The following is a 26,735-nucleotide window of genomic DNA, read 5'->3' on the forward strand; positions in this document are numbered from 1 at the left end:
GTGCCATGCGGCGCTGCTTCAGCCGAGGTCCGCGAGTGCCGCGGCGATCTGAACGGCGGCGGCCACCGGGTTGTCGGCACGGGTGATGGGGCGGCCGACGACGAGCAGGTCGGCACCGTCACGCACGGCGGCGTCGGGCGTCGCAGCGCGGGCATGGTCGTCCTCCCCCGCACCGGCGGGACGCACGCCGGGCGTGACCAACAGCACCTCGCTGCCGACCGTGTCGCGCACGGCCGACAGGTCCCGGGGGGCGCACACCAGTCCCGGCACGCCCGCGTCGACCGCCAGCCTGGCCAGGAGCGGCACCTGGGTCGCGGCGCCCGGCGCGCTGACGTCCGCGAGGTCCTGCTCCGACATCGAGGTGAGCACCGTCACCGCCAGCACACGGCCGTGGTCACCGAGCCCCTCGACGGCGGCCTCGAGCATGGGCGTCCCCCCGCCGGCGTGGACGGTCAGCAGCCCCACACCGAGGTCGGCGATGCGCTGCGCCGCGCGTGCGACCGTGGTCGGGATGTCGTGCAGCTTGACGTCGAGGAAGACCGGGCCGAACGCCCGGATCGCTTCGACGGCCGCCGGTCCGTGCGCGGCGAACAGCTCCAGACCGACCTTGAACCAGCCGACGTGCCCGGCCAGCTGCCGTGCGAGCGCCTGCGCCTCGTCCAGCGTCGGGACGTCGAGCGCGACCGCGATCCGTTCGTGGGGTTGCATCAGTACACGGCTCCCTGGAGTTCGGCGATCGAGCGGATCCCGCGCGTCGCCAGCCACGCGCGCAGGTCGTTGACGAGGGTCTGGCCCGCGAAGGGGTCGACGAACGTGGCCGTGCCGACGGCGACCGCGGTCGCACCGGCGCGGGTGAACTCGATCACGTCGGCGACGTTTCGCACCCCGCCACACCCGATGATCGGCACCCCGGGCAGCGCCTGGTGCACCTGGTGGACGTTGCGGACCGCCACCGGTCGGATGGCCGGCCCCGAGAGTCCGCCGTAGGTGTTCGACAGCCGCGTCCGGCCCGTCTCGGGGTCGATCGCCATGCCGAGGAGGGTGTTGATCAGCGTCAGCCCGTCCGCGCCGGCGTCGACGACCGCGCGCGCCACCGCGACGATGTCGGTCACGTCGGCGGTGAGCTTGGCGAAGACCGGGACGTCGGCCTCGCGGGCGACGGCCGCGATGACGGTCGCGGACTGGTCGGGCGAACAGGCGAACACCAGACCGCGGTGTTCGACGTTCGGACACGACAGGTTCACCTCGAGCCCCACGATGCCGGCCTGACGCCGCAACCGATGGGCGACCTCGCGGTAGTCGTCGACGGTTCGACCCGCGATCGAGGCGATGACCTTGGCGCCCCGCCCCTGCAGCCACGGCAGGTCGCGGTCCAGCCAGGCGTCGATGCCGGGGTTCTGCAGGCCGATGGCGTTGAGCATGCCCGACGGCGTCTCGGCCATCCGGGGCGTCGGCAGCCCCTCGCGCGGTTCCAGGGTGATCGACTTGACCACGATCGCCCCGAGTTCGGCGACGTCGTAGAAGCGATCGATCTCCGCGCCCGAGGCGAAACAGCCCGACGCCGTGGTGATCGGGTTGTCGAGCGCGATCCCGGCCAGGTCGACCGACAGGTCGACGTCGTCGGTCGGGATGGCGCGTTCGTCGACCTCCGCGAGGGCGGCCGGGTCGATGCGGCGGACGTCGGGGCTCATGCGTCACCCCACAGCTCGGCGTCGGTGAGCCGTTCGACGGGCTCGTCGGGTTCAGGTTCCTCGTCGAGTACCAGCGGTTGCGAGGCGTAGCGGGTCTGGTCCCAGGCGATCCGCGCACCGTTGAACACCGGGCCGTCGATGCAGCTGCGCTTCATGCGTACCTCGCCGTCCTTGGTCCGCAGCGGCAGGACGCACGTGAAGCAGACCCCGATGCCGCAGGCCATCTGCTCCTCGACTGCGACCTGGACCGGCAGCTCGAGCTCCGCACAGCGCTCCGACACGGCGCGCAGCATCGGGTTGGGACCACACGCGTAGACCACACCGGTCCGGCACTGGGTCGCGACGTCCTCCAGCACGTCGGTCACCCGGCCCCGCTCCCCGAGCGAACCGTCCTCGGTGGTGAAGGTGACGCTGGCCGAGATGCGTTTCGCCTCGATGACGTTGAGCATCCGCGCCTGGCTGGCGGCGCCGACGATCATGTCGACCCGTAGGCCCTGGCGTGTGAGCTCCTCGGCGAGGAAGAACAGCGGCGCCGCGCCGTATCCGCCGCCGACGAGCAGGCAGGACACCTTCCGTTGTGGCAGCGGGAAAGCCCCGCCGAGCGGTCCGACGACGTCGATCACGTCGTGCACCGCGATGCCCGTCAACCACTCGGTGCCGGGCCCGTGGGCGTCGAACACCACGTCGACGGTCCCCGCGAAGGCGCCCTGCCGCGACACGCGGGCGATCGAGAACGGGCGCCGCAGCAGCGCACCGGGGCTCTGCACCGCAATGTTGACGAACTGTCCCGGACGGGCCCGTTCGGCGATCTCCGGCGAGGAGAACGAGAGCAGCCAGTACGCGCCCTCGCGGCGCCGGGCGACCACCTCGCACCGCGCCCGGACCGGCAGGTCCTTGTCGTCGCGACCCTGGACGGCGGCGGGCCGCCTCATACCCCCACCTCCGCGTCCTGGTCCCGGAACGCCGCCTGGTACTCCTGCAGCGAGTGGACCTGGAACCGGCCCCGCTTCACGGCCTCGACGCCGTGGACGGCCGCGAGAATGCCCGACAGCGTCGTGATGCAGGGCACGCCGTTGGTCACCGCCGCCTGGCGGATCTCGTAGCCGTCACCACGCGTGCTCGACCCGAACGGGGTGTTGAGCACGAGGCCCACCAGGCCGGACTCGATCCGGTCGAGGATCTCGCTGGATCCGTCGGAGACCTTCCGTACGACGCTGACCGGGATGCCGGCGCGGTCGAGCACCTCGGCGGTGCCCGCGGTGGCGACCACCTCGAAACCGAGGTCGATCAGGCGCATGACCGGGAACACGATGGCGCGCTTGTCGCGGTTGGCGACGGAGACGAACACCTGCGTCCGTCGCCCCGACACGTCGGTACCGGCCTGGTCGGCTCCGGGAGGAAGATCGGGCGCGGGCAGCACCATGGTCCCGGTGCCGGCCTGCGACTTGGCGAAGGCGGCCCCGAAGTCGTGGTCGATGCCCATGACCTCACCGGTCGAGCGCATCTCGGGGCCGAGCAGGGCATCCACGCCCGGGAAGCGGTCGAAGGGCAACACGGCCTCCTTGACGGCGATGTGGCGCGGCCGCGGTCCCTGCACGGCGTCGGTCGCGGGCAGCACCCCGGCGGTCCGCAGCTGCGCCAGGGTCTCGCCGGCCATCACGCGGGCCGCGACCTTCGCCAGTGGCACGCCGGTCGCCTTGGACACGAACGGCACGGTCCGCGAGGCCCGCGGGTTGGCCTCGATGCACCACAGGACGTCGTCCTTGAGGGCGTACTGGACGTTGATCAGGCCCCGGACACCGAGGCCGCGTGCGATGCCCTCGGTGACCCGGCGGATCTCCTCGACCTGTGCACCGCCCAGCGTGATCGGCGGCAGCGTGCAGGCCGAGTCGCCCGAGTGGATCCCGGCTTCCTCGATGTGTTCGAGCACCCCGCCGACGAAGATCTCGTCACCGTCGTAGACCGCGTCGACGTCGACCTCGATCGCCCCTTCGAGGAAGCGGTCGACGAGGATCGCAGGGGGCCGCGAGGCCGAAGGGTGGGCGGCATCGAACAGCTCGGGGGCGGCCCGGAGCGCTTCGCGCAGGTAGCGCTGCAGCCCCTCCTCCTCGTAGACGATCTGCATGGCCCGGCCGCCGAGCACGTACGAGGGCCGGACCAGGACCGGATAACCGATGGACCGCGCGATCTCGCGGGCCTCCTCGAACGAGCCCGCGATGCCGCCGGGCGGCATCGCCACCCCGAGGTCGCGCATCAACGCGCCGAAGCGGCCCCGGTCCTCGGCGGCGTCGATCGCGTCGGGGGCGGTGCCCCAGATCGGGATCCCCGCAGCTTCGAGCTGGCCCGCGAGCTTGAGCGGGGTCTGACCACCCAGCTGGACCAGCACCCCGACCGGCTGTTCACGGTGACAGATCTCGAGCACGTCCTCGAAGGTGAGTGGCTCGAAGTAGAGGCGGTCGGCGGTGTCGTAGTCGGTGGAGACGGTCTCGGGGTTGCAGTTGACCATGATGGTCTCGTAGCCGGCGTCGCGCAGCGCGAACACCGCGTGCACGCAGCAGTAGTCGAACTCGACCCCCTGCCCGATCCGGTTGGGGCCCGATCCGAGCACGATCACCTTGTCGCGGCCGGAGTCGGTGACCTCGTCCTCGTCCTCGTAGGTCGAATAGTGGTAGGGCGTGTACGCCTCGAACTCCGCCGCGCAGGTGTCGACGGTCTTGAACACCGGCCGGATCCCGGCCGCGTGACGGCGCGCCCGGACCGCGTCCTCGGACGTGTCGAGCAACCGGGCGAGATGGGCGTCGGAGAACCCCTCGGACTTGGCGGTACGGAGCAGCCCGTCCGGCAGCGCCGCCAGATGCTCGTGCGCACGCAGCTCCCGCCGGCGCTCGACCAGCTGCAGCAGCTGGTCGGCGAACCAGGGGTCGAACCCGGTCAGTTCGCTGACGCGCTCCACGGTCCAGCCGCGCGTCAGGGCTTCGTCGACGGCGTCGAGTCGTGTCGCGGTCGGCCGGCGGAGGCGGGCTTCGAGTTCGTCGTCGTCGATGTCGAGCGATGGTGCCGCGCCGAAGCCGACCTGACCGTCCTCGAGGCTGCGCAGCGCCTTGTTCAGCGCCTCCTTGAAGGTCCGGCCCATGGCCATGACCTCACCGACCGACTTCATCTTCGTGGTCAGGGTGTCGTCGGTCCCGCCGAACTTCTCGAAGGCGAAGCGCGGCACCTTGACGACGACGTAGTCGATGCTGGGTTCGAAGGCGGCCTTGGTGCGGCGCGTGATGTCGTTGGCGATCTCGTCGAGGGAGTACCCGATCGCGAGCTTGGCGGCGATCTTCGCGATCGGGAAGCCGGTCGCTTTCGACGCCAGCGCCGAGGAGCGCGACACGCGGGGGTTCATCTCGATGACGAGCTGCCGGCCGGTGGCCGGGTCGACGGCGAACTGGACGTTCGAACCGCCGGTCTCGACGCCGATGCGACGCAGGACCGCGAACGCGGCGTCGCGCATCTGCTGGTACTCGGGATCCGACAGCGTCATGGCCGGCGCGACCGTGATCGAGTCGCCGGTGTGCACGCCCATGGCGTCGAGGTTCTCGATCGAACACACGATGACGCAGTTGTCGTTGCGGTCGCGCATGACCTCGAGCTCGTACTCCTTCCAGCCGAGCACCGATTCCTCGACCAGGACCTCGTGCACCGGGGAGTCGGCCAGGCCCTGACGGATCATGCGGCGCAACTCGTCCTCGCCGTAGGCGATGCCGCCGCCCTTCCCGCCGAGCGTGAACGAGGGCCGCAGCACCACCGGGTAGCCGTATTCCGCGGCGGCCTCGAAGGCCTGCGACTCCTCCTTGACGTAGGTGGAGCGCGGCGACTCGAGCCCGATCTCGGCCATCGCCTCCTTGAACCTGAGGCGGTCCTCGGCGGTCTGGATCGCGAGCAGGTCGGCGCCGAGCACCTCGACGCCGTACTCGTCGAGCACACCGGACTCGTACAGTTCGACGGCGAGGTTGAGCGCGGTCTGTCCGCCCAGCGTGGGCAGCAGCGCGTCGGGGCGTTCCTTCTCGATGACGGCCCGCACGGTCGCGACCGTCAGCGGCTCGATGTAGGTCGCGTCCGCCATGGCCGGGTCGGTCATGATCGTGGCGGGGTTGGAGTTGACCAGGACGACCCGCAGGCCCTCCTCGCGCAGGACCTTGCAGGCCTGCGTGCCCGAGTAGTCGAACTCGCTGGCCTGCCCGATCACGATCGGGCCGGAGCCGAGCACCAGCACACTGGCGATGTCGTCACGCCGTGGCACCACGGACCTCCTCGATCAGGCGGGCGAACCGCTGGAACAGGTAGCGGGCGTCGGTGGGGCCGGGCGCCGCCTCGGGGTGGTACTGGACGCTGAAGGCGGGCACGTCGAGCGCGGTCAGCCCCTCCACCACGTCGTCGTTGAGGTTGACGTGACTGACCTCGACGCGACCGTGGTCGCGGGTGGCGAACGTGTGCCCGTCGACCTGCTCCCCCAGTGTCGAGGCGCGCACCGCGAACCCGTGGTTGTGGCTGGTGATCTCCACCGCGCCGTCGCGACGGCGCAACACCGGCTGGTTGACGCCGTGGTGGCCGAAGTCGAGCTTGTAGGTGTCGGCACCCAGCGCCTGCCCGAGCAACTGTGAGCCGAGGCAGATCCCGAAGGTCGGCACCTCCCCCAGCAGCGCCGCCGTCGTGGCGATGCCCTGCGACACCGTCGCCGGGTCGCCCGGCCCGTTGGACAGGAACAACCCGTCGGGTTCGCGTTCGCGCACCTGCTCGGGGGTGGCGAACGCCGGCAGCACGTGCACCTCGGCGCCCTGCTCGCGCAGATGACGGCTGATGGACCGCTTCATGCCGAAGTCGAGCGCGACGACCCGGAACCGCCGTTCGCCGACCGCATCGAGCACGTACGGCTCGGGCGTGGTGACCTCGCTGGCGAGCTCGGCCCCCTCCATGCCGGGACTGTCGAGGACGCCGGCGAGGAGCACGTCGGCGTCGAGGACGTCGGTCGACAGCCCGGCGCGCATCGCCCCCTTGTCGCGGAGCAGACGCGTGAGGCGCCGGGTGTCGATGCCCTCGATGCCCACGACCCCGGCGTCGGCCAGCGCATCGCGCAGGTCCCGCTGTGACCGCCAGTTCGAGGGGCGGCGTGCGGCCTCGCGCACCACGAAGCCGGCGACCTGGATCCGGTCGGACTCCATGTCGTCGTCGTTGAGGCCGTAGTTGCCGACGTGGGGGGCCGTCATCGCCACGATCTGGCGCCGGTAGGAGGGGTCGGTCAGGACCTCCTGGTAGCCGGCCATCCCGGTGTTGAACACGGCCTCGCCGTACACCGTGCCTGCGGCGCCGATGGAACGGCCACGGAAGGCGCTGCCGTCCTCGAGCACCAGCAGGGCCGGCAGGCTGCGCCGGGGGGCACCGGGGAGCGTCTCGTAGCCGGTCATGCCTCGACCTTCCCGTCGCGCAGGGTGAAGCGTCCACGAAGCAGCGTGTGGACCGGCCGGCCGACCAGCTCGGAGCCGTGGAAGGGCGTGTTGCGGGCCTTGGAGTGCAGGCCGCGACCGTCGACCGTCCAGCGCGCCTGCGGATCGAGCACGGTGAGGTTGGCCGCGCCGCCGGTGGCCACCGCCGACCCGTGCGCGCCGACCGAGCGCACGCCCGCGGGCCCGGTCGTCAGGCGGGCGATCGCGGTGATCGGGTCGAGCAGGCCGCTGCGCACCAGCTCGGTGTTGACCACGGCGAACGCCGTCTCCAGGCCGAGCATCCCGCACGGGGCGTGCTCCCACTCCTGGTCCTTGAGCTCGGGCGCGTGGGGGGCGTGGTCGGTTGCGACGCAGTCGATGGTCCCGTCCACCAGGGCGTCCCGCAGCGCGGTGACGTCCGCCTCGGTGCGCAGCGGCGGGTTGACCTTGAGCACCGGGTCGTAGCTGCTCACGAGGTGGTCCTGCAGGCTCAGGTGGTGCGGCGTCACCTCGGCGGTGACGCGGACGCCTCGGGCCTTCGCGGCCCGGATCAGCTCGACCGCGCCGGCGGTGGTGACGTGCGGCACGTGCAACCGGGCGCCCAGGCCGGCGGCCAGGATCAGGTCGCGCGCGATCATGATCTCCTCGGCCTCGTGCGGCCAGCCGGGCAGCCCCAGGGTCGAGGACATCTCGCCCTCGTTCATCTGGGCCTCGGCGGTGAGGTCGGGATCCTCGGCGTGGTTGCAGATGACGGCGTCGAACGCGCCGGCGTACTGCAGGGCGCGACGCATGACGAGGCTGTCGGCGACGGGCTTGCCGTCGTCGGAGAAGAAGTCGACGCGGGCCGCCGAGTGGCGCAGCTCGCCGAACTCGGCCAGCTCCTCGCCGCGCAGGCCCTTGGTGATCGCCCCGACCGGGAAGAGGTCGACGAGCCCAACCTCCTGGCCGCGGCGCCACACCGACTCGGCAACGGCCGCGGCGTCGCACACGGGGTCGGTGTTCGCCATCGGGCACAGGGCGGTGTAGCCGCCCGCGGCGCCGGCGGCCGAGCCGCTGGCGATGTCCTCGGCGTCCTCGAAGCCCGGCTCGCGCAGGTGGGTGTGCAGGTCGACGAATCCGGGCGCCACCCACAGGCCGTCGCAGTCGACGACCTCGGCCGCGACGGCGGACAGGCCGGAACCGGTTTCGACGACGAGTCCGTCGCGGACCAGGACGTCGGTGACGGTGTCGGTCCCGGAGGCGGGATCGAGGAGGCGTCCGCCGCGAAGCAGCACCGGCTGAGCGCCCGAAGCGGCGGTGGTGTGGTCGGTCATGCGCTCACCTCGGTGCCCTCGGCGTCCCCGGACAACAGCAGGTACAGGCAGGCCATGCGCACCGCGATGCCGTTGGTGACCTGCTCGACGATCACCGCCCGGTCGGAGTCGGCCACGTCGGCGGTGATCTCCACGCCACGGTTCATCGGGCCGGGATGCATGACGATCGCGTGCTCGGGCAGCAGGTCGAGCCGGGCCACGTCGACGCCCCAGATCCGGGAGTACTCGCGCGAGGTGGGGAAGAACGCGCGGTGCATCCGCTCGCGCTGCACCCGCAGCAGGTAGACCACGTCGGCGTCCGGCAGGACCGCGTCGAGGTCGCCGGTGACCTTCACCCCCCAGCGTTCGACCTGTGGTGGCAGCAGGGTGGGCGGACCGACGAGCGTGACGCGGGCGCCGAGCAGCTTGAGCGCCTGCACCTCGCTGCGGGCCACCCGCGAGTGCAGCACGTCGCCGACGACGACGACGTGACGTCCCGCGAGGTCGCCGAGGTGGCGTCGCATGGTGAACACGTCCAACAGCGCCTGCGTGGGGTGCTGGTGCCAGCCGTCCCCGGCGTTGAGGATCGGGACCTCGAGGTAGCGCGAGAGCTGCAGGGGCGCTCCCGAGGAGCCGGATCGCACGACGACGCAGTCGACGCCCATCGCGTCCAGGGTCAGGGCGGTGTCCTTGAACGACTCCCCCTTGGAGACCGAGCTGCCCTTGGCGGAGAAGTTGATGACCTCGGCGGAGAGCCGCTTGGCCGCGAGGTCGAAGCTGATGCGGGTGCGCGTGGAGTCCTCGAGGAACAGGTTGCACACGGCCTTGCCGCGCAAGGTCGGCACGCTGTTGCGGCGCCGTTCGGCGATCGGCAGCAGCTGCTCGGCGGTGTCGAGGATGCCGACCACCTGGTCGCCGTCCAGGTCCTCCATGGAGATCAGGTTCCCGAGCGGCTTCATGCGTGCACCTCCGCGGACGGGGCGGGCCGGGACGGCGGATCGGCCACGACGCCGTCGCGGCCGTCGACCTCGTCCAGCAGGACCCGGATGCGGTCGTCGGGTGCGGTCGGGAGGTTCTTGCCGACGTGGTCGGCCCGGATCGGCAGCTCCCGGTGGCCCCGGTCGACCAGCGCGACCAACCGGATGCGGGCGGGACGCCCGAGCTCGAGCACGGCCTCCATCGCGGCGCGGATCGTGCGGCCGGTGTAGAGCACGTCGTCGACCAGCACGACCGTGCGCCCGTCGACCGACACCGGGACCCGGGTCTCCCCGAGCGGCAACGGCCCGCGGCGGGTCAGGTCGTCGCGGTAGAGCGTGACGTCCAGCGCGCCGGCGGGGACCTCGGTGCCCTCGATGTCGCGGATCAGCCCCGCGAGGCGGCGCGCGAGCGGCACGCCGCGGGTCTGGATGCCGACCAGGACCAGGTCGTCGGCACCGTGGTTGGCCTCGAGCAACTCGTGGGCGAGGCGCTTGAGCGCCCGCGAGACCTCGTCAGCCGTGAGCAGTTGCGTCACGCCGGCTGCGAGCGGCGGGGACGCGCGCCCGGACGACGGGCGCAGCACGACAGGGAACGCACCTTGATGCTCCTTCCCGGCCTCACAGGACCGGTCGTTAAAGGAAGCGCGCCGCTCGGGTTGCCCGCGAGCGACCGCGGGGTTCGCCGGGCGACGCTAGCACGCCCACTCGCCTGCGCCACCTCACCGACGTGCGCCGAGCCAGGCGCTGGCGGCGGCGCGACCCCGGTCGGCGAGTGCAGCGCGTTGCTCCGCCGACAGGCCGAAGTCCAACGACGGGTAGCCGGTGGTGTCGACGAAGATCGTGCGCTCGATGACGCGGGGATCGTCGAGGTGGCGCTGGTCCCATGCGGTCACGGCGGTCCCGATCACGGCGCGCAGGTAGCTGACCGGGCCCGTGACGGGCTGGACGATCGCTGCGGTCCCCTCCGGACGTGCGGAGAGCTTCACGCCGATCGTCGGCCAGCGCGGCGGCTGCCCGTCGTGGCGGTCGAAGACGTCGACCGGGAAGTTCGACAGCAGGCCGCCGTCGACGAGGACCGCCGTGTCGGCACGGTCCGGGAACGGCAATCGGACGGGTTCGAAGACCAGCGGGATCGCGGCCGAGGCCGCGACCGCCTGCACGACCGGTTGGGCGTCGGGGTCCAGGCCGTAGTCGGCGTAGTCCCACGGCAGCAGGACGCGGCGGCTGCGGGTGACGTCGGCCGCGGCCAGCACCAGCCGGTACTGGCGCCGGCCGCTGGGGTCGTCGCCGTCGTCGTCGCGACGGAGGTCACCGAAGGTGCGTACGCCCAACGCCGACAACCGCTCGTGCAGCCACGCCTGCATCGGTCGGTGGTCGTACAGGCCGAGTTCGAGCAGCACCGACAGTCCCCGAAGCCCCTGCCCGAGCGTGCCGAGACGGTCCAGCGGTCCGGCCGGCACGAGGTCGCGCAGGTCCAGGTCACGGGCGAGTGCGTCGAGGTCGGCCGGGCGCATGCCCGCGGCGAGCAGGGCGGCCACGACGGCGCCGGCCGACGTGCCGGCGATGCGTTCGAACCGGACCCCGCCGGCATCCAGTCCGGCCACGGCACCGGCGAGCGCGACGCCCTTCGCGCCGCCGCCCTCGAGCACCAGGTCCGCCTGCACGCCTCGCTCCCGTCGGGTGCGCGGCGACCTTAGCCCTCGGCCGGAACGTCCTCGCCGGCGACGGAACGGCGGACGGACTCCAGCACGCCGTTGACGTAGCGGCCCGAGTCGTCGGTCGAGAGCGATTTCGCCAGCTCGACCGCCTCGTTGATGACCACGGCCGGGCTCGTGTCCTCGTGGGTCAGCTCGAAAGTGGCGAGTCGCAGGACGGTGCGGTCGACGACGGGCATGCGGCTGATCGCCCAGCGTCGCGCGAACCGTTCGATGAGCTGGTCGATCTCGACGCGGTGCTCGTTCACGCCGACCACGAGCCGACGGGTGAACGCGTCGATGGGCGAAACCTCGCCGGCCGCTGGCACGTCGAGGTCGTCGAGCATCGCGCGGGCGGACGCGTCGGTCGTCACCCGCTCGAGCGTCTCGAGCGGGTCCGCGTTGCGCAGGTCGGCCTGGAACAGGATCTTGAGCGCCCGTTCACGCGCACGGCGTGGGTCGTGGGTGCCCTGCCGGCGGCCGCTCCTGCGCCGCCCCTGTGGCGCGTCGTGCGGCGCGTCGTGCGGTTGCGTCATCAGGCGCGCGAGAGGTAGGCGCCGGTGCGCGTGTCGACCTTGATCTTCTCGCCCTGTTCGATGAACAGGGGCACCTGCACCTCCTTGCCCGTCTCCAGCGTCGCCGACTTGGTGGCGCTGGTCGCGGTGTTGCCCGCGACGCCCGGCTCGGTGTAGGTGATCTCGAGCGCCTTGGACGCCGGCAGCTCGACGCCGACGATGCGGCCGTCGTACATCTGGATCTGCAGCTCGTCGCCCTCGACGAGGTAGTCCGAGGCCTCACCGATCGCGGCGGCGGGCGCGGTCTGCTGCTCGTAGGTCTCGTTGTTCATCAGGACGTAGTCGTCGCCCTCGCGGTACAGGAACTGCACCGTGGAACGCTCGACGATCGCCTGCTCGACGTCCTCGCCGGCACGGAAGGTCTTCTCCACCACCTTGCCGGTCTCGACCTCCTTGAGCTTGGTGCGGACCACCGCGCCGCCCTTGCCGGGCTTGTGGTGGTTCCAGTCGACGATCTGCTGCAGCTTCCCGTCGATCAGGAGGGTCATGCCGTTCTTGAGGTTGTTGGTCGAAACCACGATGGGACCTCGCAGGATGCCGTGGCGCGCTCTAGAGGATGCGCAGCTCGCGGGGGGCGGTCGTCAGGATGCTCGGCGGTCCGTCCGCGGTGACCACGATCGTGTCCTCGATGCGGACGCCGCCGACTCCGGGCAGGTACACCCCGGGCTCGACGGTCAGCGCCATTGCGGCCGAAAGCGTAGCAGCCGACCCTTTGGCGACCGCCGGGGCCTCGTGGATGTCGAGCCCGACACCGTGACCCGTGCCGTGGACGAAGTGGTCGCCGTAGCCGAGGTCGTCGAGGAGGTCGCGACAGGCCGCGTCCACGTCACCGGCGCTCGCGCCGGCCACCGCAGCGGCCCGGCCCCTGGCCTGCGCGGCCTCGACCGCCGAGTGGACACGCACGAGCTGGTGGTCGAGGTGGCCAAGCGCGACCGTGCGGGTGCAGTCGGCGTGGTAGCCGTCGACGAGGGCGCCGCAGTCGACGGTCAGCAGGTCACCGGGCCGCAGCGGGCGTTCCGTCGGGGCATGATGGGGCACCGACGCGTTGGGACCGCTGGCGACGATGGACGCAAAGGCCACCCCGTCGGCGCCGAGGTCGACGAAACGGCGTTCGAGGGCGGTCGCGAGCTCACGTTCCGTCCGGCCTTCGGCCACCACCTCGGCGAACAGCCACGCGAGGGCGTCGACGGTGAAGGCGCAGGCGGCTTCGAGGCGGGCGAGCTCGGCGTCGTCCTTGACCACCCGCAGCCCTTCGACCACCGGAGCGGTCGGGCGCACCTCGATGCCGGCCTCGTCTGCGCGCTCGCACCAGCGCTGTGCCTGCGCCCACGGCACGTGCTCGGCTTCGATGCCGAGGACCGCCCCGGAGGCGGCGCCGTCGAGCGCGACGGCGAAGGGGTCGCGGCTGAGCGCTACCGCCAGGCCGGGCGACTCGGTGGCGGCACGCTCCTCGTACCGGGCGTCGGTGACGAGGCGGTCCGTGTTCGCGTCCGCGCCGACGAGGACCTGACCGTTGCTGCCGGCGAACCCGCTCAGCCAGCGGACGTTGGCGGGCGCGGTCACCAGCAGTGCCTCGACACCGTGGTCGGCCAGCGCTGCACGCAGCCGGTCGCGACGCCGCAGATGGTCGGCCGCCGGCAGGTCGCCTCGCGGCCCGGCCGGCGCTCGCCCGTTCGTTTCCGCGGCGCTCACGCCGACGTCTGCGGCAACAGCGCCATCGCAGCGCGGACGGCGAGTGGGTAGCCGGCCGTTCCGAAGCCGGCGATCGACCCGTCGCAGGCGGCGGCGATCACCGAGTGCTGGCGGAAGTCCTCGCGCGCATGCACGTTGGACAGGTGCACCTCGACGCAGGGAACGGGCAGCAACTCGAGCGCGTCCCGCAGGGCATGGCTGTAGTGGGTCAGGGCGCCGGCGTTGATCACCACCGCCCCGGTGCCGTCCGTGCGGGCGGCGTGGAGGCGTGCGACGAGCTCACCTTCGGACTCGTACTGCTCGGCGACGAGCTGCGCGCCGGCGTCGACCGCTTCGTCGCGGGCGGCGGTCACGACGTCGTCGAGCGTGTCCATGCCGTACTGCAGCGGGTCCCGGGTGCCGAGTTGCGACAGGTTGGGGCCGTGCAGCAACAGAATCGTGGTCATCGTCCGCCTTGGTCGCCGATCGCGCCGGCAACCCTACGCAACCGTGGCGCCGGGACCGGTGCGGCGTCGCACGCCGCGCCGGTCCAGCGCCACGGAGAGGTTCAGTCGTCGAGCTCGAACGTCACCAGCAGGTTGACCTGGTACCCGGTGACCTTGTTGTCGGTGATGGCGACGCGCTGTTCCTTGACCCATGCCGACTCGACGTTGCGGAGGGTCTTGCAGGCGCGTTCCACACCGGCGTTGATCGCGTCCTCGAAGCTCTTCTCCGACCGGGCGCTGATCTCGGTGACGCGTGCGACGCTTGCCATGGGTGCTCCTCGTGGTTGGGTGCGATCCCCATCCTGCACCCTTCACGCGGCGGCACAACCCGCCCGCCCCCACATTCCGACCGTGCTCGCCGGTACGGGTTTCCGGGGGCCGAGAGGAGCTTTGTCGGGGGCCCCGCGGCGCGTCAGCCGGCCAGTTGGTCGCCCTCGGTGCCGTCGCCGGCGTCGGGCGCCGCGAAGGCACCGAGGTCATCGAGGACCGCTTCGACGTCGACGCGGTCGGGGGTCACCACGGACGGGTCCGCCAGCGCATCGAGCACGACGAAGCGGACCCCGCCGGCGTCGGCCTTCTTGTCACGGGCGATCGTCTTCCAGACCTCGTCGCGGTCCAGCGCCGGTCCGCGGGTCGGCAGGCCGAGCCGTTCGAGCAGCGCCTCGGCCCGTTCGGCGAGCTCCGGCGGTGTCCGTCCCAGCCGGACACCGAGGCGGAGTGCGACGACGGTGCCGATCGCGACCGCCTCGCCGTGCAGCACCTCGTCGTAGCCGGTGAGCGATTCGACGGCGTGGCCGTAGGTGTGTCCGAGGTTGAGGTGGGCACGGACGCCGCCCTCACGTTCGTCCGCCGCGACGACGCGGGCCTTGACCGCGACGGCGCGGTGCACGATCTGTTCGAGCAGTCCGGGGTCGCCCTCCAGCACCGACTCGGAGCGGGTCTCGAGCAACTCGAGCAGCTCGGGGTCGGCGATGAGGCCGTACTTGACGACCTCGCCGAGCCCCTCGACCCGGATGCGTCGGGGCAGCGTCGCGAGCGTGGCGACGTCGCAGGCGACCGCGACCGGCTGGTGGAATGCCCCGACCAGGTTCTTGCCCTGGGGCAGGTTGATCCCGGTCTTGCCCCCGATGGCGGCGTCGACCTGTGCCAGCAGCGTGGTCGGCACCTGCAGCACGCCGACACCCCGGTTCCAGGTCGCGGCCGCGAAACCGGCCAGGTCGCCGACCACGCCGCCACCGAGCGCGACGACGAGATCGCGGCGGCTGAGCGGCGCCTCGGCGCAGGCCTCCCACAACTCGCGCAGCACGCCGGCGGTCTTCGCCGCCTCGCCGTCGGGCACGTCGTAGCGGTGCACCTCGATACCGGCCTGCTCCAGCGTGGCGACCACGCCGTCGACGTGGCCGGCCGCGTCGATCGGTTCCTGGGTCACGAGCACCACACGTGCCACACCGTCGGGAAGGCTGACGTGGTCGAGGAGCCGGTCGAGCCAACCGGTGCCGATGATGACGGGGTACGCCCGGCCTGCGAGCTCGACCTGGACTCGGGTGGGAGCGCTCACCGCATCACCTGTTCGTGTTCAGACGGCGTCAGCACGTCGCCCTGGGCCAAGGCCCATTCGAGGATCTCGTCGACGACCTGTTCGGGTGCTCGGGCGGCGTCGACGGTGACGTCGGCGACCGCCCGGTAGCGCGCCTCGCGGGCCTGCCAGGTGGCGTGGACGCGGCGTTCGAGTTCGTCGGGCGCGCCGAGCAGCGGGCGGTCGCTGCTGTCCTGAAGACGCGCAACGAGGACGTCGGGCTCGGCCCGGAGTTCGACCAGGACGCCGGTCAGCAACAGCGAAGCGACGTTGTCATCGCGCAGGACGGCGCCGCCGCCGAGGGCGATGACGAGATCGTGGAACTTCGCCAGCTCCTCGATCACCTGCCGCTCGAGGTCGCGGAAACCCGACTCGCCATATTCGGCGAACAGCTCCGGGATGGAGCGGCCGGTCCAGCTACGCAGTTCGTCGTCGGTGTCGGCGACGCGGCGGCCGAGGCGGTCGCCGAGCAGCGTGGCCACGGTCGACTTGCCGGCCCCCATCATCCCGTGGAGGGCGAGATTTCGACTCATCATCAGCGTTCGGCCACCTCGGCGAGATACGCCGCGAGGTTGCGCTGGACCTCGGCGAGGGTGTCACCACCGGTCTTCTCCAGCAGCGCGTCCGCGAGTTCGTGCGCGACGACGGACTCCAGCACCACGCCGGCGCGCGGCACCGCGCAGGCGTCGGAGCGCTGCGTGATCGCGACCGCCTCGTCGTGGGTGTCGATGTCGACCGTCCGCAGCGGGCGGGGCAGCGAGGAGATCGGTTTCATCGCGACGCGCAGCCGCAGCGGTTGTCCGGTCGACATGCCGGCCTCGAGGCCGCCCGCGCGATCGGAGAGCCGGGCGTAGGTGGAGCCGTCGTGGACGATCTCGTCGTGGGCCTGGGAGCCGGGGCGGTCGGCGAGCGCGAAGCCGTCGCCGAACTCGACGCCCTTCATGGCCTGGACCGACAGGCACGCGGCCGCGAGCCTGGTGTCGAGCTTGCGGTCCCAATGGACGTGGCTGCCGAGTCCCGGAGGCAGGCCGTACGCGATCACCTCGATGGTGCCGCCGAGCGTGTCGTTGTCGGCATGGGCCCGGTCGATGCGCTCGATCATGGCCCGAGCGGTGGCGTCGTCGAAGCAGCGCACCTCGGAGGCGTCGATGCGGTCGAGGTCGTCGGGTCCCGGACGCGGGGCGTCGTCGGGGGCGCGGACCCCGCCGATGTTGACGACGTGGCTGACGACGGCGATGCCGACCTCGGCCAGCAGCCGCTTGGCGATCGTGCCGACGACGACGCGAGCCGCGGTCTCGCGGGCCGAGGCGCGCTCCAGCGCGTCGCGGACGTCGTCGTAGCCGTACTTGAGCGCGGCGGTGAGGTCGGCGTGTCCGGGCCGCGGACGCGTCAGGCGTTGTCCCCGGCCCGTTTCCCGGATCGTGTCGAGGTCGTCCCGAGGCTCGGGATCCATCGCGTCGACCCACTTGGGCCACTCGGTGTTGCGGATCAGCACGGCGATGGGCGCACCCATGGTGCGGCCGTGACGGACGCCGCCGAGGATCTCCAGCTCGTCGACCTCGAACGCCATCCGTGGCGAGCGGCCGTGTCCGAGCCGGCGGCGTGCGAGCTCCTCACCGAGCAGCTCGCTGGACACCGTCAGGCCCGCCGGCATGCCCTCGAGCGTGGCGACCAGCGCAGGACCGTGCGACTCCCCTGCGGTCAGGTAGCGCAGACGCGGCACGGCGAACAGTCCTCGGACGGCGGTGATGCACGGCGGAGCCTACCGGCGCGCCCACCTGCGCCCGACGCGGGGTCGGCCGCTCAACCGGATCCGAAACTGGTGGTCCCGGTGTGCTCCTCGCGCCAGCCCTGCACCGTGAAGTCGTCGGCGACCACGTCGCGGAACCGTTCGTCGTAGTGGAACTTCCAACCACCACGTCCGTCGAGCGTCCGACAGACGATCGACCCGTAGATGTCGCCCTGCGCGTTGGGGCCGGCGCAGTCGGAGGTGGGGGCGTAGATCCCGGCCGCGATACTGGTGTGGTTGTTCGCCGAGACGGTCCCGTTCGCGAGGTAGATCAGCAGCGCGGTCGCTTCCGGTCGCGGTGTCAGCGTGCTCGCGTTGAAGCCGCTGGGGAGATTGACGCAGGCGACCTTGGTGCAGTCGGGGTCGTTTCCCTGTCCCTCGAGCCGCAACGTGCCCGACGGCGCGATGTAGATCCGCGTGGGCTCGGTGGTTGGCGGGTCAGCGGCCTGCAGCTGGTGGTTGCCCGCGGGAAACGTGACGTTGCTGAAGCAGTAGGTGTGCCCCCTCACCAGGCGGTACTGCCCGGTGTACGCGCCGTCATTGCGGCCGAAGCAGGGCCCGTCGTCGGCGTAGGCCTGCTCACCGAGGTTGGGGAGGTAGGCCGGCTCGGGAACGGTCTCCACCCCGACGACCACGGTGCCCTTCTCGCCATAGGTCGCGTTGTTGTAACGCATCACCCAGTCGACGGTCGCGTTGCCGCGAAGTGTGATCTCGTTGTTCGAGCCGACGCGTCCCAGGCGGTTGGTCCCCGTGGCGTTGTAGGAGTCGGAGACGTTGCCGCCTCGGAGTTCGATCCGCAGATCGGCGAACGCGGCCAGGCTGAACACCTGGTGGGGGCCGATGGTGGCCTCGACCACGCGGGTTGCCTCGCCGAACCGGCCCTCCGAGCGCACCTGCCACCGCGTCTCGCCGACGCGGGTGGCCGTCCAGCTGGTCTCGCCACCGTCGATCGGCAGGACTTCGTCGAGACTCTGGATCGGGTCGTCCGGCTCGATCAGCGCCAACTGCGTGAAGGCGCGCTGCACACCCGCGTCCGCCACCTGGATCGCCTGGTTGAAGTCGCGGTCGCTGCGTGCGGTGAGCTGGCCGGTTCGTACGTCGCTGAAGACGACCACGATCAGCCCGCCGATCACGATCGACGCGAGCAGGACCATGATCAACGAGCCGGACTCGTCCCGATGAAGACGTGTAAGCATTTCAGCCGCTCCTGTACCGCATGTTGCGGACGGTGATGTAGGTCTCGGCGCGCACCGGCGACTGGTCGGACAGCGTGCGTTCGAGGCGGAGGCCGATCTTGTAGGCGTCGGAGTAGGCCAGGTCGCACGCCTCCGACGGACCAGGCGTCGGAGGGGTGCACACGATCGGGTCCCCGTAGTCGTCGAAGTAGGTGAAGACGGGGTCGGAACCGTTGTCGACGGCGGTGACGAGGGTTCGGCGCGGCAGGGTCGTGAGCTCGACGACGCCGCTCTCGATGTCGGCGATGTCGCCGATGGCCGTGTCCTGGACCAGGAACTGCTGGCCGTCCTCCTCCACCACGGCGAACGAGATGACCTGCACCTGACCGTTGCGCACGACCTCCGCACCGATCTGGGTGCCGTAGGCGCCGTTCTCGCTGACGTAGAGCGGGTCGGCGGCGCGAAGTTCACGACCGACGCGTTGCAGGGCCACCTCGAGCTCGTGGATGGCCATGGTGCGTGCCGTGGTCGTTCGGGCGCTCTGCATCCCGGTCACGATGGCACTGACGACCACCGATCCGACGACACCAAGCAGCACCATCGAGACGAGAAGCTCGACGAGGGTGAATCCCTGTTCCGACGATCGCTTCATTCGCAGCTCGAGTCGAGTTCGACCCGGTTCGGCTGGCGGACCTCGAGCTGCGAGGACTGGACCGGACCGGCCGACCCTCCATCAGCCGTACGCGCGGCGCTGACGCTGAATCGCGTGCGGTCGTTCTTGCGGAATCCGTGGCTGTCGCCCATCGGCAACGTCAGGGTGAAGTACGTGCCGGCCGGCGAGATGGTGGCCGGGTCGGGAGGAACCATGGCCTGCGTGCGCTGCTCGCGGTTGGCGGTGTAGCTGACCGTCACGGAATAGTCGCCGGGGGTCATGCCGGTGACCAGCGCAGTCACCTCGACGGTGCGGTAGAAGCGTCCATTGGCGTCGAGGCAGACCCGATGCCGGTTGACGATCGGTGTGCCGACCGTCACGGCATACGACGTCGCCGGTTCATCCCCGCCAGGAGGCGGCGTCACGACGGGCGGCAGGGCCTCACCGGAGTCCGTGGGATCGAGGCGCTGCGGGAAGGGCGTGCCGCCCCAGAACGACGCGGTCGTCGTGCCGCCGAAGGTCTCGGTGCCCGAAGCAACGGTGAGCGAGCCGGTGACGCGAAAGGGCCGCGGTCCGTTCGGGAAGCGGTGTTCACTCGGCACGGTGCCCTCGAAGGCGAGGAACAGGCCGGTTTCGGGATCCGTGACGGACGGCGTCAGGTGCAGGGTGCGCTGCTCCAGCGGCGGTGGTGGCGCCTGTTGTGGCTCCTCCTCCGGCGGCTCGGTCGGCGCCTCCTCGGATTCGTCGACCGGTTCGGGCTCCTCCGGCACGAAGAAGTGGTCCGCGGGGATGCTGAAGTAGCTGACCGACGCGGCCTCCACCCCCCGACTGAACCGCACCACGACGTTCAGCGGCTGCGTCGGGCTGTCCACCAGCGATCCGGCGTCGGGGCCGCGCAGCTCCATCGGCGACGGACCGACCTGGAACTGGATGACCCGTGGACGGAGGGGGTCACCGGCCTCCGCTGGCGTGGCCGCGCGCATGCTGTCGAAGCGTTGCGTGATCGTGTTGCCCATGACCTCCCACCGCAGGAAGGTGGTGAAGCGCTTGATGCCGCCGTCGTCCTCGTCCCAGGTGACGAGCTGGAACACCTCGTAGTCACGTCCGTCGATGGTCAAGGTCGGCGGCACGGCATAGGGCACGAGGTCACGGCGAGAGGAGCACGGGGCGGGTGGCGCGGGGCAGGCGCCCGGCCCCTCGAGGAGCACGAGGTCGCGCCCCTCGAAGGTCTCGGCGTCCGGGTCGAAGGTCGCCGCGATCTCCGGGAGGTCCGCCAGCCCGTCCAGTTCCTGGTCGTAGAGGGCGGTGTCCGACCAGGGCAACGCCTGCAGTTCCTCGTGGAGGCGATTGGCGACGGCCGTGGCCTGCACCCGGCGCTCGTTGTCGACGGCGCTGCGCCCGAAGGTGATGAGCGAGCCGGCCGCTGCCGCAAGGATGATCGAGAGCAGGCTGAACGCGACGATGAGTTCGACGAGGGTCAGACCCGCCTCGTCGCGCATGGGCTTGCCGTCGGTTCTCACGTCCGGGCACTCCGACACGTGTGGAGGGACCGCGATCCGGTCCCTCCACACATCGGCACCTCGACCGGTCACCTTGAGCTGGCCGGGGCCACTGGTTCGGCCTCCAGGCAGAGTCGAATGGCACCCTCGACATGCAGCACCTCGGTGCAGGTCCCGTCGATGGCCAGGAGCACGAACTCGTCCGCGAACGACTGGCCGGGCACGACGCCGTACAGGCGGGGACCGACGCGGATGACGGCGAAGGCCGAACCGTCACCGATGGGCTGGACGGCAGCCAACGTCACCGGCCTGCCGGCGCAGAGGATGATTCCGTCCTGCAGTGTGCAGGTCGGCGCGCTCGGATCCGGAGCGGGCTCGGTCGGCTCGGGTGACGGCGGCAACGGGACGACGGGTTCCGTCGGCTCGGGAGCCGGTGGCACCGGCGTCGGTTCCACCGGGATCCACGGTGCGGGCTGGGAGGGATCCGGTTCCCACGGCACCGGCTCGGTGACCGGCGGTGTCGGCGCTGGCTCGGAGGGTGTCGGCGTCGGGGTGGGATCGACGCCCTCGTCTGCAGCTGCCGGCTCGGGCACGACCGGCTTGAAGGGGTCGTAGGAGAGCAGCAGTTCGACGGCGTCACCCTGCGTCGTGGCCTCGGCCGGCGTGGCGTGCCCCTCCTCCGCGACCGGTGACTCCTCCGCCGCGTCGGTCCCGTCCTGTGTCGCTGCGGGTGCGACCGGCAACGACGTCGGTGACTTCCACAACAGGCTGGCACCCAGCACGGCGACGGCGAGGAGCGCCAGGATCCCGAGGACGACGAGGAGCCTGGACGGACGTCGGGACGTCACGGCTTCCATCGGTGCGGTGGTTGTCGTCGACATCATCGGTCCCCCATGGCGATGTCCGTGTCGGACCCGCCGGCCTCGGGTGCGGACGGGTCACCCTCCGCGTCCGTGTCTGCCTCGGCCTCCGGCGGAGGCGGGGTCGACGGAGCGAGCGTGTAGATCGTTCCGCTCAGCGACACCGTCAGCAGCGGGTACTCGCCGCGCGCGACCGTCACGTTGGTCCACTGCAGACCGCGAGCGGTGATGGTCGGGTCCTCGATGCGGCGGAAGAAGTCGACGAGTTGGAAGTAGCTGCCCTCGACCTGCGCGGTCAGGTCGATCGCCGTGATCGGCTGGACGCTCTCCGGGAGCGGTGACGGCCTCGAGGTCGACACCGCGAGCATCGTGATGCGGGCATCGTCGGCGGCACGCTGCAGTTGGGCGACGGCCGCCGGCAGGGCCGTGTCCTCGGGAACGATGGCCGCCATGGCCGTCAACTCGGCCTCGACCTCGGGTGCCCGGTCGCGGATCAGCTGCAGGCGCTCCAGCTCCAACCGCAGCCGTGCCTGTTCGTCCTCCTGAGCCACGATGCGGGTCTCGACCGCGGCCAGTTCCTCGCGTTGCGGGCGGAACATGAGGAACCAGTACATGCTCGTCACCAGCACGCTGGCGAGGACCACGAGCAGGATGGTCTGGCGTTTCATCGCATGGCCTCCGGCAGACCTTCGGCGTAGCGGTTGGTCCGCGCAAGGGGCGCCAGTTCTCCGTCGATGGAGAACGATGCGACGTCACCTTCGCCGTCGTCGAGCGACGAGGAGTTGAAGTACAGGTTCTGGAAACTGGCCAGCCTGCTGAGTTCGTGGAGGATGGCCTCCACGCCGGGGGCGTGTGCCTCCACCGACTTCCCGGTCAGCGTGAACGAGCCGACGTGCGGGCTCTCGGCCACTGGGCGCGGCAGGTTGATCGAGATCGTCTCGAGTTGCGCATCGCGCGGCATCACGGTGGCGAGGTCGTAGAGGATCCAGGAGAGCGACACCTCGTGACCGAGCGCGTCGTGCAGCGCCGCCGCGGCGTTCTGTCTCCGCAGCTCGAGTTCACGGAACTCGCTCATCGCGTTGACGTCGTTGCGGACAAGAGCCGTCGCGCTTTCGGCGGCAAGCAACCGCTCCTCCGCGTCACGTACCTGGCCGACGGACCAGACGTGCACGGCGCCCAGTGACGCGATCAGCGCCAGTCCGGCACCGGCCACCATCCGTCGCTGACGGGCGGCGCGGCGGCCATCGCGGGTCGACTGCGGGAGCAGGTTGACGCGGACGCTCATTCCAACCCTCCGAGCGCCAGGCCGATGGCCGTGGTCAGCGTCGGGCCGACGGCGCGTAGGCCTTCGGCGTCGTAGGCCTTGGTCTTCGCCCGCGTGTAGTCGAACGGGCTGGCGAGGTTGACCGGGAGGCGCAGGTGCTGTGCCAGCCGATCCGCGAGGCCGACGAGGCTGGCACCGCCGCCGCTGATCACGACCGAGGACACCGGGCGACTGCCGGGCTGCGCCTGGTAGTAGGCGAGCGAACTGCGGAGCTCGTCGATGAAGCGATCGACGTGCCCGGTGACCACCTGGCTGGCGGCATCCTCGCCACCCAGTCGGCACCGACGCTTCTGTGCCTCTGCGTCGGCCGTGTCGGTGCCGAGCCCCTGCGCAAGGGCGTCGGTGATGGCGTCGCCCCCGGTCGACAGGATGCGCACGAAGGTCGGCGTACCGGCTTCGTGCACGATCAGGCTGGTCACGCCGGCGCCGAGATCGATGAGCGCCTCGCTGCCGCGTTCGAGCGACGAGGTGTTGCCGACTGCGCGCAGCAGCGCGAAGCAGTTGAGGTCGACGCCCTGCGGCTTGAGCCCGGCGCGCGTGGCGACCTCGACGTGGCTGGCGAGCATCTCGCGGTGCGCAGCGACCAGCAGCACGCGCTGCAGGTGGTCGCCCTCCTCGGTGACCCAGTCCGCGACGACGTGCAGGTCGATCTCCGCTTCCTCGACCGCGATCGGCAGGTGCTCCTGCGCCTGGTAGCGGATCGAGGTGCGGAGCTCGTCGATCGGCATGTAGGGCATGTCGATCTGGCGAACGACGACCCGTGGATTCGCCACGCCGAGCCAGACCTTGCGGGTCTTGAGCTTGGCGCTGGCGAGCACTTCCTTCAGCGCCTCGGCGGCGGCGACGGGGTCGAGCACCTCGCCGCCGTTGACGATCGTGGCGGGCAGTTCGATGCCGCCGAAGTTGGTCACGACGGCGCCGGAGCGGGCTTCACTGACCTCGGCCACCGTGATGGTGTGCGTACCGATGTCGATCCCTACGGAGCGATTGGCCACGATTCAGCCGTTCGAGAGCGTGGCGTACCAGGCGGATTGCTGGGCGCGTCAAGACGTTCCGTCGGCAGCAGAGGGCCCGGGCTTGAGCGAATAGGCCGTGCCGCGCGCCCGCGCAGCCGATACGCCCATGTTGCGCGGGTGGTTACCGCGCCCGGCTCAACCGAGACCGAGGACCGATCGCACCACGGCAGCGCTGCCGTCGGGGGCCAGGACCGGGATGAGCGCCCCCGCCGCGAGGTAGGGACCGAAGGGGATCCGGCTGGCGAGCTTCGCGCGGCGCATCGCCAGGAGGACGACGACCACGATGACCGCACTGATCATCGTTCCGTACGCGAACGCAACGAGGTGCACCCCGCCGAGGTAGCCGACGACGAGCCCGATGGAGATGGCGAGCTTGACGTCACCCATACCCATGCCCGTCTGCCCGCGGACGAGCCGGAACGCCTCGGCGAACAGGAACATGATGCCCGGGACGGCGACGGCCCAGATCAGTGCACGGCGTAGATCGGTCCACGTGCCAGTGAAAGCCGCGGCGGGAACCAGCAGCGCCAGCAGCACGAAGGGCAGCCGGTAGGTCAACCGGTTGGGGATGATGCGGTGCTCGAGGTCGATCGCCGTCGCGACGACGAGGGACCACGTGAAGACCAGCAGGACGGGCAATATCGGGTCCAACCCCCACACCCAGGCGACGGCCCCGAACAGGATCGCGGTCGTCGCCTCGACGACGGCGTAGCGCGCGGCGATGGGCGCGCCGCAGTGGCGGCACCTCCGCTGCAGGAGGAGCCACGAGACGACCGGCACGTTGTCCCGCGCCGAGATCAGCGCCCCACATGCGGGACATGCCGATCGCTTCGGCGAGGTGACCGTCCCCCCACGCGGCCACCGATGGATCGGCACATTCGCGAAAGACCCGACCAGCAGACCGATGATCACCGCCAGCGCAACGACAGCCGCGTCCACTTCCGCCCCTTCAGCCGCGCGAAAACTAGCCCAAGCCGAAGGGGCGGCCCGCAGGCCGCCCCTTCAGATGCTGATCTCTCACTCCCAGGGCGAGTTGGCCAAACCGCCGTCAGCGGCGTCGTACACCAGCGTGTTCTCCCCGTCGTCCAGCAAGGCGTGCGTACCCGTGATGGTGTAGGTGTTGCCATCAGGGGCGTAGCTAAGCGTGACATTGTCCGAGATCGTGACCGAGACGCCGGAATCTGCGCCGTCTACGAGCAGTGGTTCCGTGGCTGGACCTTCAGTCTCGCCGAGAGCATCGGGATAGACACCGTCGCGGGTCATGACGGTTTCGATCTGAATGGCGGCGTTGCGGAGGTCGGACTCGACGGCGGAGCGCCACGCGTTCTCGCGCTGGTTGAGGAACACGGGGATGGCGATCGCGGCGAGGATGCCGATGATGAGAACCACGACGAGCAGTTCGATGAGGGTGAAGCCCTCTTCGTCCCGCTTGGTGCGGATGGTGCTGAGCATGGAACGCTCCTTGGATGATGGCGATGATGAACCTGTGCGACGTCCCCGCTCGCTTCCCCTGCACAGGCCCCATCGGCGATGGAGCGTCCTGCGCGAGGCAGCCCGGCCGACCTGCCCCGATGAAGGTGGGGTGAGGTCCCGTTGGCGTTGCTCGCCCGCCTCTCGACGGAGTCGCCCTTGTCACGCGCTTGCGGTTGGTCTCCCGAGTCATCGGCCGCGGGCGTGACCTACTTGAGCTATTGATCCATCAGTGCGTCGCGCGCACCTGGGGGACCTTCAGCCGATCATCTCGAAGATCTTGAACATCGGCATGTACAGCGCGATCACCATGCCGCCGACGATCCCGCCGATGACGCCGATCATCAGCGGCTCCATCAACGCCGTCAGCTGTTCCGTCATCGTCTCGATCTCGGTGTCGTAGAAGTCCGAGATTTTGCCGAGCATCCCGTCGATGTTGCCCGTCTCCTCACCCACCGCGATCATCTGGACGACCATGGGTGGGAACACCTCGTGCTGGGACAGCGGCCGGTTCATCGACTCGCCCTGGCGGACCGAGTCCTTGACGTCAGTCACCGCGTTCGCGATCGGGCCGTTGTTGACCGTCTCGGCCGTGATCTCGAGCGCCTGCAGGATCGGCACACCTGCTGCCAGGAGCGTGGAGAGGTTGCGGGCGAAACGCGTCAGTGCGATCTTGTGGAACAGCGAACCGAAGACTGGCAGCCGAAGCTTCATCACGTCGAGGACGAACCGGCCCTTCTCGTTGGCGCGGATCTGCTTGTAGGCGGTCCACAGCACCACCGGCACGACGATGTACGTGATGATCCCGAGCCACGACGTCACGAAGTCGGACGCCCTCACCAACTGCGCGGTGAGCCAGGGCAACTCGCCACCGAGATCGGCGAACATGCCGTCGAAGACCGGGACGATGAAGATCAGCATCACGGTGGACAGGCCGATCGCCATGAAGAAGACGATCACCGGGTACGTCATCGCGGACTTGATCTTGCTGCGCAGCTTGACGTCGGCCTCCAGCATCATCGCGACGCGCAGGAGCACCTGGTCGAGCATGCCGGCCGCCTCACCGGCCTTGACCATGGCGATGTAGAGCTTGGGGAACACCTTGGGGTGCTCGGCCATCGCGCCCGACAACGACGCGCCGGCCTCGACCTGACCACGGATCTCGTCGATGACCTCGGCGAGCTTCTTGTTCTCGGTCTGGTCGTGGAGGATCGACAGCGCCCGGATGAGCGCCAGGCCGGAACTGATCATGGTCGCGAACTGGCGCGAGAAGATCGCCAGGTCCTTGAGCTTGACCCGGTCCGACAGACCGGGGATCCGGATCTCGGTGTTGAGACCCTTCTCGCTGACCTCGGTGATACGCACGGGCGCGTAGCCCATCGAGGTCAGCTTGCTGGCCACCGCCGCGGAGGAGTCGGCCTCGAGCTGGCCGGAGACGAGCTTTCCGCTGCGGTCGCGGACCTGGTAGTCGAACTTGCTGAGTGTGGACGTCGCCATCGT

Annotated in this window: 27 protein-coding genes and 1 riboswitch; all 27 genes read right to left on the reverse strand. The window is 70.5% G+C overall.

Going from position 1 to position 26,735, the window contains the following annotated elements; genetic code table 11:
* Positions 1 to 18 precede the first annotated feature (18 nt).
* The 27 genes from pyrF to ACERMF_RS09880 all read right to left on the reverse strand — a co-directional run bounded on the left by pyrF (position 19) and on the right by ACERMF_RS09880 (position 26,732).
* The gene (gene pyrF / locus ACERMF_RS09750; RefSeq protein WP_373668887.1) at positions 19 to 708 is read right to left on the reverse strand and encodes an orotidine-5'-phosphate decarboxylase; all 690 of its coding nucleotides are present in this window, start codon (positions 706 to 708) and stop codon (positions 19 to 21) included.
* Positions 708 to 1,691, reverse strand: coding sequence for a dihydroorotate dehydrogenase (locus ACERMF_RS09755; RefSeq protein ID WP_373668888.1), 984 nt, complete (start codon positions 1,689 to 1,691; stop codon positions 708 to 710). Before ACERMF_RS09755 ends, pyrF begins: the two co-directional genes overlap by 1 nt.
* The gene (locus ACERMF_RS09760) at positions 1,688 to 2,623 is read right to left on the reverse strand and encodes a dihydroorotate dehydrogenase electron transfer subunit (RefSeq protein ID WP_373668889.1); all 936 of its coding nucleotides are present in this window, start codon (positions 2,621 to 2,623) and stop codon (positions 1,688 to 1,690) included. The genes ACERMF_RS09755 and ACERMF_RS09760 overlap by 4 nt, the downstream gene beginning before the upstream one ends.
* Entirely contained in the window at positions 2,620 to 5,979 is a 3,360-nt protein-coding gene (carB, locus tag ACERMF_RS09765) for a carbamoyl-phosphate synthase large subunit (protein ID WP_373668890.1), read from the reverse strand. The genes ACERMF_RS09760 and carB overlap by 4 nt, the downstream gene beginning before the upstream one ends.
* The gene (gene carA / locus ACERMF_RS09770; RefSeq protein ID WP_373668891.1) at positions 5,966 to 7,141 is read right to left on the reverse strand and encodes a glutamine-hydrolyzing carbamoyl-phosphate synthase small subunit; all 1,176 of its coding nucleotides are present in this window, start codon (positions 7,139 to 7,141) and stop codon (positions 5,966 to 5,968) included. The genes carB and carA overlap by 14 nt, the downstream gene beginning before the upstream one ends.
* Positions 7,138 to 8,472, reverse strand: coding sequence for a dihydroorotase (locus ACERMF_RS09775; protein WP_373668892.1), 1,335 nt, complete (start codon positions 8,470 to 8,472; stop codon positions 7,138 to 7,140). The genes carA and ACERMF_RS09775 overlap by 4 nt, the downstream gene beginning before the upstream one ends.
* The gene (locus tag ACERMF_RS09780) at positions 8,469 to 9,410 is read right to left on the reverse strand and encodes an aspartate carbamoyltransferase catalytic subunit (protein WP_373668893.1); all 942 of its coding nucleotides are present in this window, start codon (positions 9,408 to 9,410) and stop codon (positions 8,469 to 8,471) included. The genes ACERMF_RS09775 and ACERMF_RS09780 overlap by 4 nt, the downstream gene beginning before the upstream one ends.
* Complete coding sequence (gene pyrR, locus ACERMF_RS09785) at positions 9,407 to 9,964, reverse strand: bifunctional pyr operon transcriptional regulator/uracil phosphoribosyltransferase PyrR (RefSeq protein ID WP_373669247.1); 558 nt, start codon at positions 9,962 to 9,964, stop codon at positions 9,407 to 9,409. The genes ACERMF_RS09780 and pyrR overlap by 4 nt, the downstream gene beginning before the upstream one ends.
* 183 nt (positions 9,965 to 10,147) lie before the next feature.
* Entirely contained in the window at positions 10,148 to 11,092 is a 945-nt protein-coding gene (locus ACERMF_RS09790) for a patatin-like phospholipase family protein (protein ID WP_373668894.1), read from the reverse strand.
* Between the two features lie 29 nt (positions 11,093 to 11,121).
* A complete protein-coding gene (gene nusB / locus ACERMF_RS09795; RefSeq protein ID WP_373668895.1) occupies positions 11,122 to 11,658 on the reverse strand; it encodes a transcription antitermination factor NusB in 537 nt (178 codons plus the stop codon).
* Complete coding sequence (gene efp, locus ACERMF_RS09800; RefSeq protein WP_373668896.1) at positions 11,658 to 12,215, reverse strand: elongation factor P; 558 nt, start codon at positions 12,213 to 12,215, stop codon at positions 11,658 to 11,660. The genes nusB and efp overlap by 1 nt, the downstream gene beginning before the upstream one ends.
* Positions 12,216 to 12,246: 31 nt before the next feature.
* The gene (locus ACERMF_RS09805) at positions 12,247 to 13,389 is read right to left on the reverse strand and encodes a M24 family metallopeptidase (RefSeq protein ID WP_373668897.1); all 1,143 of its coding nucleotides are present in this window, start codon (positions 13,387 to 13,389) and stop codon (positions 12,247 to 12,249) included.
* The gene (locus ACERMF_RS09810) at positions 13,386 to 13,835 is read right to left on the reverse strand and encodes a type II 3-dehydroquinate dehydratase (protein WP_373668898.1); all 450 of its coding nucleotides are present in this window, start codon (positions 13,833 to 13,835) and stop codon (positions 13,386 to 13,388) included. Before ACERMF_RS09810 ends, ACERMF_RS09805 begins: the two co-directional genes overlap by 4 nt.
* A gap of 101 nt (positions 13,836 to 13,936) precedes the next feature.
* A complete protein-coding gene (locus ACERMF_RS09815) occupies positions 13,937 to 14,143 on the reverse strand; it encodes a dodecin family protein (protein ID WP_373668899.1) in 207 nt (68 codons plus the stop codon).
* 143 nt (positions 14,144 to 14,286) lie between these two features.
* Positions 14,287 to 15,432 carry a 3-dehydroquinate synthase gene (aroB, locus tag ACERMF_RS09820; protein WP_373668900.1) on the reverse strand — a complete coding sequence of 382 codons (1,146 nt, stop codon included), beginning with the start codon at positions 15,430 to 15,432 and terminating at the stop codon, positions 14,287 to 14,289.
* Positions 15,429 to 15,986, reverse strand: a complete 558-nt coding sequence (locus ACERMF_RS09825) for a shikimate kinase (RefSeq protein WP_373668901.1) — start codon at positions 15,984 to 15,986, stop codon at positions 15,429 to 15,431. The genes aroB and ACERMF_RS09825 overlap by 4 nt, the downstream gene beginning before the upstream one ends.
* The gene (gene aroC / locus ACERMF_RS09830; RefSeq protein WP_373668902.1) at positions 15,986 to 17,173 is read right to left on the reverse strand and encodes a chorismate synthase; all 1,188 of its coding nucleotides are present in this window, start codon (positions 17,171 to 17,173) and stop codon (positions 15,986 to 15,988) included. The genes ACERMF_RS09825 and aroC overlap by 1 nt, the downstream gene beginning before the upstream one ends.
* 80 nt (positions 17,174 to 17,253) lie before the next feature.
* A complete protein-coding gene (locus ACERMF_RS09835) occupies positions 17,254 to 18,435 on the reverse strand; it encodes a hypothetical protein (protein WP_373668903.1) in 1,182 nt (393 codons plus the stop codon).
* A 1-nt stretch (position 18,436) separates the two neighbouring features.
* A complete protein-coding gene (locus ACERMF_RS09840) occupies positions 18,437 to 19,066 on the reverse strand; it encodes a type II secretion system protein J (protein WP_373668904.1) in 630 nt (209 codons plus the stop codon).
* Positions 19,063 to 20,586, reverse strand: coding sequence for a prepilin-type N-terminal cleavage/methylation domain-containing protein (locus ACERMF_RS09845; protein ID WP_373668905.1), 1,524 nt, complete (start codon positions 20,584 to 20,586; stop codon positions 19,063 to 19,065). Before ACERMF_RS09845 ends, ACERMF_RS09840 begins: the two co-directional genes overlap by 4 nt.
* 68 nt (positions 20,587 to 20,654) lie before the next feature.
* A complete protein-coding gene (locus ACERMF_RS09850) occupies positions 20,655 to 21,413 on the reverse strand; it encodes a hypothetical protein (RefSeq protein WP_373668906.1) in 759 nt (252 codons plus the stop codon).
* A gap of 32 nt (positions 21,414 to 21,445) precedes the next feature.
* Positions 21,446 to 22,093 carry a hypothetical protein gene (locus tag ACERMF_RS09855; protein ID WP_373668907.1) on the reverse strand — a complete coding sequence of 216 codons (648 nt, stop codon included), beginning with the start codon at positions 22,091 to 22,093 and terminating at the stop codon, positions 21,446 to 21,448.
* Entirely contained in the window at positions 22,090 to 22,710 is a 621-nt protein-coding gene (locus ACERMF_RS09860; RefSeq protein WP_373668908.1) for a PilN domain-containing protein, read from the reverse strand. Before ACERMF_RS09860 ends, ACERMF_RS09855 begins: the two co-directional genes overlap by 4 nt.
* Positions 22,707 to 23,744 carry a type IV pilus assembly protein PilM gene (pilM, locus tag ACERMF_RS09865; protein ID WP_373668909.1) on the reverse strand — a complete coding sequence of 346 codons (1,038 nt, stop codon included), beginning with the start codon at positions 23,742 to 23,744 and terminating at the stop codon, positions 22,707 to 22,709. Before pilM ends, ACERMF_RS09860 begins: the two co-directional genes overlap by 4 nt.
* A 156-nt stretch (positions 23,745 to 23,900) precedes the next feature.
* Entirely contained in the window at positions 23,901 to 24,704 is an 804-nt protein-coding gene (locus tag ACERMF_RS09870) for an A24 family peptidase (protein WP_373668910.1), read from the reverse strand.
* Positions 24,705 to 24,782: 78 nt separating this feature from the next.
* Entirely contained in the window at positions 24,783 to 25,217 is a 435-nt protein-coding gene (locus ACERMF_RS09875; protein ID WP_373668911.1) for a type IV pilin protein, read from the reverse strand.
* Positions 25,218 to 25,310: 93 nt separating this feature from the next.
* Positions 25,311 to 25,403, reverse strand: a riboswitch (cyclic di-GMP riboswitch).
* A 90-nt stretch (positions 25,404 to 25,493) separates the two neighbouring features.
* On the reverse strand, positions 25,494 to 26,732 hold the full coding sequence (locus ACERMF_RS09880) for a type II secretion system F family protein (protein WP_373668912.1): 1,239 nt from the start codon (positions 26,730 to 26,732) through the stop codon (positions 25,494 to 25,496).
* Between the last annotated feature and the right edge of the window lie 3 nt (positions 26,733 to 26,735).

Source organism: Egicoccus sp. AB-alg6-2 (assembly GCF_041821025.1).
In the GTDB taxonomy this organism is placed as follows: domain Bacteria; phylum Actinomycetota; class Nitriliruptoria; order Nitriliruptorales; family Nitriliruptoraceae; genus Egicoccus.